Genomic DNA, 8,233 nt, shown 5'->3' with positions numbered 1-8,233 from the left:
CTGCCGCCGCGCCGGCGCGCAGGCGGTGCACCCGGGTTATGGGTTCCTCAGCGAAAACCAGGCCTTCGCCCAGGCCCTGAGCGACGCAGACATCGCCTTCATTGGTCCGTCGGTGCATGCGCTGAATGTCATGGGCGACAAGATCAGGTCCAAGAATCATGTGATGGATTATGGTGTGCCGGTGGTGCCCGGCATCGCCCGGCCCGGCCTGACCGATCAGCAACTGCTGAACGCTGCAGCCGACGTCGGATACCCGCTGTTGATCAAACCCTCGGCCGGCGGCGGCGGGAAGGGAATGCATGTCGTTGAACGGGAGGAGGACCTCGCCGGGACCCTGCCGACCGCGCGCCGCGTTGCCGCCTCGGCTTTCGGCGACGACACCCTGTTCCTGGAACGCCTGATCCTCACGCCGCGACACATCGAAGTCCAGATCCTCGCCGACAACCACGGGAACGTGATTCATCTGGGCGAGCGGGAGTGTTCGCTGCAGCGCCGGCACCAGAAGGTCATCGAAGAGGCTCCATCGCCGCTGCTTGACCAGGCGACCCGGGCCCGGATCGGCGAAGCTGCATGCAACGCGGCCCGCAGCGTTGACTACAGCGGAGCGGGAACCGTCGAGTTCCTCGTATCGGCCGATGCGCCCGATGAGTTCTTCTTTATGGAAATGAATACGCGTCTCCAGGTGGAACACCCTGTCACCGAGATGGTTACCGGCGTCGACCTGGTGCAGTGGCAGGTGCGGATCGCTGCCGGTGAGAAACTCACCCTGTCCCAGGACGACGTCGTACTCACCGGCCACGCGGTCGAAGCACGGGTCTACGCCGAAGATCCCGAAGCCGAGTTCCTGCCGTCGACCGGCGTCGTGAGCCAGCTCGCCGAACCGGGCGGCGAAGGGATCCGCGTTGACAGTTCGCTGCTCAGCGGACTGGAAATTTCGGCCAGCTACGACCCGATGCTGTCCAAGATCATCGCCTGGGGGCGCAACCGCACTGAAGCCCTGAACCGTCTCGATCGGGCGCTCGCCGACACCGTGGTGGTGGGGGTCAAGACCAACATTGAGTACCTCAGGCTTCTGATCAACGACGACGACGTCCGCGCCGGCCGGCTCGACACCACCATGATCGAACGCAAGCTGCCCGGGCTGGCGTTCCACCACATTTCCGATGAGGAAATCGCAGTCCTCGCAGCAGTCGAAGCTGGCAGCTCGACGTCCGAACCGGCCAGTTTCCATCCAGTCGGCTCGCCCTGGGCCCGCCGGGACGGGTGGCGGATGGGGACGCCGCGACCTCGAACGCTGCATCTCGCCGTCGCGCCCGGCGATGTGCGGGAGGTGCTCGTGCAGCCCACCAGTGCGGGGTATGACGTCCGTCTCGGCGACGGTGGCGACGATCCAGTACGGTCCGTCAGCTATGACCGGGCACGGGGCGCTGCAACGGTGGATGGCATCCGGCGTCGGGCGGTAATCGAACGTTCAGCGTCAACCGACCACCACGGCAGCACCCTCTGGTATTCCGACGCCGGATGGTCGACGTCGGTACGGATCCTGAACCGGACCGAGCGGCTCGAAACCCAGCTTTCGCAGCTTGCTCGCGCTGAGGGGACGGCTGACCCCGAAATTCGCTCAACCATGCCGGGAACGGTCACCTCGGTGTCGGTTGCCGACGGTGAGACGGTCGAGGCCGGCCAGACGTTGCTCAGCGTCGAGGCCATGAAGATGGAACACCAGCTGACCGCCTCGGTCGCCGGAACCGTGTCGATCCACCTCCAACCCGGCGACCTGGTCAAAGCCAACCAGATCGTTGCACGCATCCACGCGACAGAAATTCAGCCCGACGCTGCAGGAACACCCGAATGAAAGAAGAACGCAAGTCATGAACTTTGAACTCAGCGAGGAATACCAGGATCTGGTAGACACCGTCCGCGATTTCGCCGACGAGGTTGTTGCGCCAGTATCGGCCAAGCATGACGAGGAGCACAGCTTCCCGTACGCCGTCGTCGACCAGATGGCCGAGATGGGCCTGTTCGGGTTGCCCTTCCCCGAGGAATACGGCGGCATGGGTGGGGACTACTTCGCCCTCTGCCTCGCCTTGGAGCAGCTCGCCCGGGTCGACCAGTCAGTGGCCATCACCCTTGAGGCCGGCGTGTCACTCGGTGCGATGCCGGTCTACCGGTTTGGCAGCGAGGAGCAGAAGCGTCAATGGCTGCCGCTGCTGGCCAGCGGAAAGGCGCTCGGCGGCTTTGGCCTGACCGAGTCGGAGGCCGGTTCGGATGCGTCAGGGACCAAGACGACGGCGAAGCTCGAGAACGGCGAGTGGGTCATCAACGGCACCAAGGAGTTCATCACCAACTCCGGTACCGATATCACCCAGCTGGTCACCGTCACCGCGGTCACCGACACCACCACGCGCGATGATGGCTCCGTCAAGAAGGAAATCTCGACCATCCTGGTGCCGACCAATACGCCAGGCTTCAAGGCCGAGAAGGCCTACAACAAGGTGGGCTGGAACGCCTCGGACACCCACCCGCTCACCCTCACCGATGTCCACGTTCCCGAAGCGAATCTGCTGGGTACCCGCGGCCGCGGCTATGCGAATTTCCTGCAGATCCTCGATGAGGGACGTATCGCGATTGCGGCGCTCGCCACCGGAGCCGCCCAGGGCTGTGTCGAAGAGTCAATCAAGTACGCCAAGGAGCGTCAGGCCTTTGGCACCAATATTGGATCTTTCCAGTCGATCCAGTTCAAGATTGCGCGGATGCAGGCGCGTGCGCACACCGCGCGGTTGGCCTATTACGACGCCGCCTCGCGCATGCTCGCCGGCAAGCCGTTCAAGACCGAGGCTTCCATCGCTAAGCTGGTGGCTGGTGAGGCTGCCATGGACAACGCCCGCGATGCTACCCAGATTTTCGGTGGATACGGGTTTATCAACGAGTTCACCGTGTCACGTCACTACCGCGACTCGAAGATTCTCGAGGTGGGTGAAGGCACGACCGAGGTTCAGCTGATGCTGATCGCTCGGGAACTCGGTCTATAGCAGCACGCCCCACGCCAGTACCTAAGGAGTTACAGTGATCGACAAAGTTGTTGCGACCGCCGCCGAGGCAGTGGCCGATATCCCCGATGGTGCATCACTGGCCGTGGGCGGGTTTGGGCTCTGCGGGATTCCGGTGGCCCTGATCGACGCGCTGCACCAGCAAGGCACCACCGATCTCGAAACGATCAGCAACAACTGCGGGGTGGACGACTGGGGCCTCGGCGTCCTGCTGTTTGACGGACGGATCCGTCGCACCATCAGCTCCTATGTGGGGGAGAACAAGGAGTTCGCCCGCCAGTACCTTTCGGGTGAACTCGAGGTCGAGTTGACTCCGCAGGGCACGCTGGCCGAGCGGCTGCGCGCCGGCGGCGCCGGGATTCCCGCCTTCTACACTCCTGCTGGCGTTGGCACGCAGGTGAGCGAAGGTGGCTTGCCGCAGAAGTACGACGACGCCGGTAACGTCACCGTCGCCTCAGCGCCAAAAGAGGTGCGCACCTTCGGCGGGCAGGACTATGTGCTTGAGGAGTCGGTCAACCCCGATTTCGCTCTGGTTCATGCCTGGAAGGGTGACCGGCACGGCAACCTTGTCTTCCATGCCACAGCAATGAACTTCAATCCGCTCTGCGCCCAGGCCGGGAAGATCACCATCGCGGAGGTCGAGGAGTTGGTTGAACCCGGCGAACTTGATCCGGCGCAGGTACACATCCCTGGAATCTTTGTCCAGCGGGTGGTGCTTGCTGCTGATCCGGAGAAGCGAGTCGAAAAGCGCACGGTGTCGCTTGCGGCCGAGCAGTCAGAGCCTTCCGGCCCGGCACAGTCTTCCGAGCAGGCGCTGTTCTCCGAAGCATCCGATAGTTCCAACCCGGCGAAGGCGGTCTGAGACATGGCACTGACACGTAACGAACTAGCAGCGCGCGTTGCCCAGGAACTTGAGAACGGGCAGTACGTCAATCTGGGTATCGGCATGCCTACCCTGATTCCCAACTACATCCCCGTGGGCGTCGAGGTGGTGCTCCACTCCGAGAACGGTATTCTCGGCGTCGGGCCCTATCCCACCGAAGCGCAACTTGACCCGGATCTGATCAACGCCGGCAAGGAAACCGTGACCGTGAACGCCGGGGCTGCCTTCTTCGATTCGGCTGCGTCCTTCGGCATGATCAGGGGTGGGCATGTTGACGTGGCTGTGCTCGGCGCCATGGAGGTTGCGGCGAATGGTGACCTCGCGAACTGGATGATTCCCGGAAAGATGGTCAAGGGTATGGGCGGAGCCATGGACCTGGTCTTTGGCGCGAAGCGGGTCATCGTGATGATGGAACACGTCGACCGCAGCGGCAAGCCCAAGATTGTCAGCTCCTGCTCACTTCCGTTGACCGGAAAGGGGTGCGTCAACCGGATCATCACCGATCTCGCGGTGATCGACGTCGACCCCAACCGCAACGGTGGCACCTTGGTGCTGCGTGAAACGGCGCCCGGAGTGAGCGTCGAAGAGGTCATTGCCGCCACTGGCGCTCCACTGGAGGTCGACCTGAATGGCTGAGCAGCCGGCGGACCCACAGCGGACCGTCATTGAACAGCGCGGGCTGTACTTCGAGGAGCTCGACACCGAAGTAATCTATTCGCACAAGCCGGGGCGGACCCTGACCGAGACTGACAACGTGCTGTTCACGACCATGACAATGAACACCCAGGCCCTCCACCTCGATGCAGCGTGGAGTGAATCCCAGCCTTTTGGCCAGCGTCTGATGAATTCAATGCTGACCCTGGCAACTGTTGTCGGGCAGTCGGTTCCGCAGCTGACTCAGGGGACCATCGTCGCGCAGCTGGGTATGACCAATGTGCGTTTCCCTCACCCGTTGTTTCATGGCGACACCCTGTACACGGAGACTGTGGTGATCGAGAAGCGGCTGTCGTCGTCCAGACCCGGTCAGGGCATCGTCACGATGGAACATACCGGCCGCAATCAGGAGGGTACCGTCGTCGCGACGCTGACCCGGAGTGTGCTGATGTGGACCAAGGAAGGACACTCGGATTCATGACCAGTTTCACCATGGGACCAGCCCTTCTGTTCTGTCCTGCGGATCGTCCGGAGCGATTTGGCAAAGCGGCCGACCGGGCAAGTGCGGTGATCCTCGATCTTGAGGATGCAGTGGCTCCCGGGGATAAGCCGGCGGCGCGAGAAGCGGTGGCCGCAAGCCAGCTGGACCCGAAACGTACCATCGTCCGGGTCAACCCGGCGTCGACAACCGACTTCGCTCTGGACATCGAGATGCTAAAGCACACGGCGTACCGCACGGTGATGTTGGCGAAAACCGAATCTGCGGCCGATCTGTGGGGGTTGAGTGCTTTTTCGGTGATCGCTCTGTGTGAGACGGCTACCGGTGTGCTCAACGCGCAGGCGATTGCAGCCGAACCTAATGTGGTGGCGTTGATGTGGGGTGCCGAGGACCTGGTGGCATCGTTGGGCGGGTCCTCGAGCCGTAACGAGGACGGGTCGTATCGTCAGGTTGCGTTGCATGCCCGGTCCCATGTGCTGCTGTCGGCTGCAGCTGCAGGCAAGGCGGCAATGGATGCGGTCTATATCAACATCGGCGATCTTGACGGGTTGGCCGCTGAGTCGCGGGATGCTGTCGCTTCAGGGTTTGGCTCGAAGGCGTGTATCCATCCAAGCCAGGCGCCAATCATCAGCGAGGCTTATCTGCCGTCTTCCGAGGAAGTCGACTATGCCCGGTCCATCCTGGCCGAGGCAGCCAGCAGCGGCGGTGTCTTCCAATTTCGGGGCCGGATGATTGATGGTCCGATTCTCCGTCACGCCGAGCAGACCCTGGCGAGGTCCGGCGACATTCTGGCTCCCGGGAATTAGTCGGGCCCCATTGGCCGTTACCCCAGTATGAGAACAGTGATAGCAGGAGCCCACGGAAAAATTGCCCGCGAACTCACCCGCCAACTTGTTCAACAGGGTCACGAGGTTGTCGGATTGGTGCGCAATCCGGACCACAACAAGGACATTGAGAACGACGGCGGCACGCCAGCAGTGGTCGACCTCGAGTCGAGCACAGCAGACGAGCTCGCCAAAGTGCTATCGGGAGCAGACGCAGTTGTCTTCGCAGCCGGAGCTGGTCCAGGGAGCAGCGCCGAGCGCAAGGACTCAGTCGACCGCGGAGCATCAGTGCTGCTGGCCGATGCAGCTGAAGTCGCAGGGGTCAAACGATTCGTTCAGGTGTCATCGATGGGAGCCGACTCCGTTCGAGACGGTCAACGCCCCGACGGCCTTGACGACATCTTCTACGCCTACCTTCAGGCGAAACTAGCCGCAGAAGAGGATCTGGCGGCACGCTCGTCCTTTAGCTGGACCATCGTCCGGCCCGGCGGACTCACCGACGACGCAGCAACTGGTCGGGTGCGCCTCTCGTCAAAGACCGGGCAGGGATCGGTGCCGCGCAAGGATGTGGCAACCGTCATCGCGGCTCTGCTTGAGACGAAGCTGGGGGACCGGCAAGTACTCGAGGTAATCTCCGGCGAAGAAACCATCGCGGACGCGCTGGCGTCCATCAACCGCTAGGCCAACCGGCCAAGTAAACGCCCGTAGCCAAAGAAACGGCCCGTAGGCTCAGAAACTGCCCTTCCAACCGGCGGTCCTGAGCCTGCGGGCCGTTTCTGCGGCTGAGGGACTCCGCCGACACGGCACATCCGCGTGCGCGATACTTAAACCATGGAATTCACTGCCCCTGACACAGGACGCCGCCGGATTGTCATCCTCGGATCCACCGGCTCGATCGGAACACAGGCCATCGACGTCATCCGCCAGGCGCCCGAACGGTTCATCGTCACAGCCCTCGCAGCCGGTGGTGGAAATCTGCCGCTTCTGGCCGAGCAGGCCGTCGCTACCAACGCCCAGGCAGTCGCCTCAGCCACCAGCACCGAAGCTGAACTCAGCGACGCCATCCGCACAGCAGCCGCCAAAACGTCGTCCGCCAAGAACTATTCCCCGGTCCTGTTCACTGGCCCCGATGCCACCACCCACCTCGCCGCCTGGCCCGACGCCGACGTCGTCCTCAACGGCATCACCGGATCCATCGGACTTGCCCCTACGTTGGCGGCGCTAAAGGCCGGACACCTACTCGCCCTTGCCAACAAGGAATCCCTCATTGTCGGCGGTCAGCTGGTCCAGGATGCCGCAGCCGACGGCCAGATCGTCCCAGTGGATTCCGAACACTCGGCCATCGCCCAGTGCCTCCGCTCCGGCGCAGCAGGCGAAGTGGACCGGCTGATCCTCACCGCTTCCGGCGGCCCTTTCCGCGGCAAAGCGAGAAAAGACCTCGAAAATGTCACCCCGCAGCAGGCCCTGGCGCATCCCACCTGGGACATGGGCAAAATGGTCACCACCAACTCCGCCACCATGGTCAACAAGGCGCTTGAGGTTATCGAGGCGCATCTGCTCTTCGGCATCCCGCTGGAGCGGATCGACGTCGTCGTTCATCCCCAATCGATCATTCACTCAATGGTGCAGTTCAGCGACGGGTCAACGATCGCCCAGGCCTCGCCCCCGGATATGCGCCTGCCCATCGCCCTCGGCATCGGCTGGCCACACCGCGTCCCGGGAGCGGCAACCCCCTGCGACTGGACCACGGCCGCGACCTGGACTTTCGAGCCCCTCGACGAAGAAGCGTTCCCCGCCGTTAGGCTCGCCAAAGCGGCCGCGCAGCGGGGCGGAACGGCAATGGCGGTCTACAACGCAGCCAACGAGGAAGCTGTCGAGGCTTTTCACAGCGGAGCAATAGGTTTCACTGAGATTGTGGATACGGTAGAGGCCGTCACCGCCGAGCATGACGACGGCGGGCCGCTCACTCTCGGCAGCGTGCTCGACGCCGAGAAACGGGCACGCACACTCGCCCGAATTCGTTGTGGTGTGCAGGATCAGTACAGCTAAGCCAAAGGAACCACGTTGTCCATTCTGCTCTTCGTTCTGGGAGTGCTTTTCGTCGCAATAGGTATTGCGGCGTCCATCGCGCTCCACGAAGTGGGGCACCTTGTCCCCGCCAAGCTCTTCAAGGTCCGGGTCACCCAGTACATGATCGGGTTCGGTCCAACGCTCTTCTCCCGCCGCCGCGGAGACACCGAGTATGGGCTCAAAGCCATTCCCCTGGGCGGGTACGTCTCGATGGTCGGCATGTTCCCTCCCGCCAGGGTCGACGACGGCGCCG

Annotated in this window: 9 protein-coding genes; all 9 read left to right on the top strand. The window is 63.0% G+C overall.

Features of this window, described 5'->3' with window-relative positions:
- The coding region (locus K728_RS19410; protein WP_443110984.1) for an acetyl/propionyl/methylcrotonyl-CoA carboxylase subunit alpha at nucleotides 1-1,855 on the top strand (1,855 nt) is incomplete at its 5' end.
- Nucleotides 1,856-1,871: 16 nt separating this feature from the next.
- Nucleotides 1,872-3,032 carry an acyl-CoA dehydrogenase family protein gene (locus tag K728_RS0113140; protein WP_019483490.1) on the top strand — a complete coding sequence of 387 codons (1,161 nt, stop codon included), beginning with the start codon at nucleotides 1,872-1,874 and terminating at the stop codon, nucleotides 3,030-3,032.
- Nucleotides 3,033-3,066: 34 nt separating this feature from the next.
- Entirely contained in the window at nucleotides 3,067-3,912 is an 846-nt protein-coding gene (locus K728_RS0113135; protein WP_024477009.1) for a CoA transferase subunit A, read from the top strand.
- Between the two features lie 3 nt (nucleotides 3,913-3,915).
- Nucleotides 3,916-4,569, top strand: coding sequence for a CoA transferase subunit B (locus K728_RS0113130; protein WP_024477008.1), 654 nt, complete (start codon nucleotides 3,916-3,918; stop codon nucleotides 4,567-4,569).
- On the top strand, nucleotides 4,562-5,068 hold the full coding sequence (locus tag K728_RS0113125) for a MaoC family dehydratase (protein WP_019483487.1): 507 nt from the start codon (nucleotides 4,562-4,564) through the stop codon (nucleotides 5,066-5,068). The genes K728_RS0113130 and K728_RS0113125 overlap by 8 nt, the downstream gene beginning before the upstream one ends.
- Nucleotides 5,065-5,892, top strand: coding sequence for an HpcH/HpaI aldolase/citrate lyase family protein (locus K728_RS0113120; RefSeq protein WP_024477007.1), 828 nt, complete (start codon nucleotides 5,065-5,067; stop codon nucleotides 5,890-5,892). The genes K728_RS0113125 and K728_RS0113120 overlap by 4 nt, the downstream gene beginning before the upstream one ends.
- A gap of 27 nt (nucleotides 5,893-5,919) precedes the next feature.
- The gene (locus K728_RS0113115) at nucleotides 5,920-6,591 is read left to right on the top strand and encodes an NAD(P)-binding oxidoreductase (RefSeq protein WP_024477006.1); all 672 of its coding nucleotides are present in this window, start codon (nucleotides 5,920-5,922) and stop codon (nucleotides 6,589-6,591) included.
- Nucleotides 6,592-6,741: 150 nt separating this feature from the next.
- Nucleotides 6,742-7,959 carry a 1-deoxy-D-xylulose-5-phosphate reductoisomerase gene (gene dxr / locus K728_RS0113110; protein ID WP_019483484.1) on the top strand — a complete coding sequence of 406 codons (1,218 nt, stop codon included), beginning with the start codon at nucleotides 6,742-6,744 and terminating at the stop codon, nucleotides 7,957-7,959.
- Nucleotides 7,960-7,974: 15 nt separating this feature from the next.
- On the top strand, nucleotides 7,975-8,233 hold a 259-nt coding region (locus K728_RS19405), incomplete at its 3' end, for a site-2 protease family protein (protein WP_035748097.1).

Source organism: Arthrobacter sp. CAL618, assembly GCF_000468215.1.
Lineage (GTDB): Bacteria > Actinomycetota > Actinomycetes > Actinomycetales > Micrococcaceae > Arthrobacter_D.
Note: the sequence above shows the minus strand (reverse complement) of the source record. Positions and strands in the feature narration are given on the sequence as shown.

Excerpts from the sequence above, each read along its gene's own strand:
- K728_RS0113140 (WP_019483490.1), top strand. The coding sequence starts at position 1,872 with ATGAACTTTGAACTCAGCGAGGAATACCAGGATCTGGTAGACACCGTC.
- K728_RS0113130 (WP_024477008.1), top strand. The coding sequence starts at position 3,916 with ATGGCACTGACACGTAACGAACTAGCAGCGCGCGTTGCCCAGGAACTT.
- K728_RS0113125 (WP_019483487.1), top strand. The coding sequence starts at position 4,562 with ATGGCTGAGCAGCCGGCGGACCCACAGCGGACCGTCATTGAACAGCGC.
- K728_RS0113120 (WP_024477007.1), top strand. The coding sequence starts at position 5,065 with ATGACCAGTTTCACCATGGGACCAGCCCTTCTGTTCTGTCCTGCGGAT.
- K728_RS0113115 (WP_024477006.1), top strand. The coding sequence starts at position 5,920 with ATGAGAACAGTGATAGCAGGAGCCCACGGAAAAATTGCCCGCGAACTC.
- dxr (WP_019483484.1), top strand. The coding sequence starts at position 6,742 with ATGGAATTCACTGCCCCTGACACAGGACGCCGCCGGATTGTCATCCTC.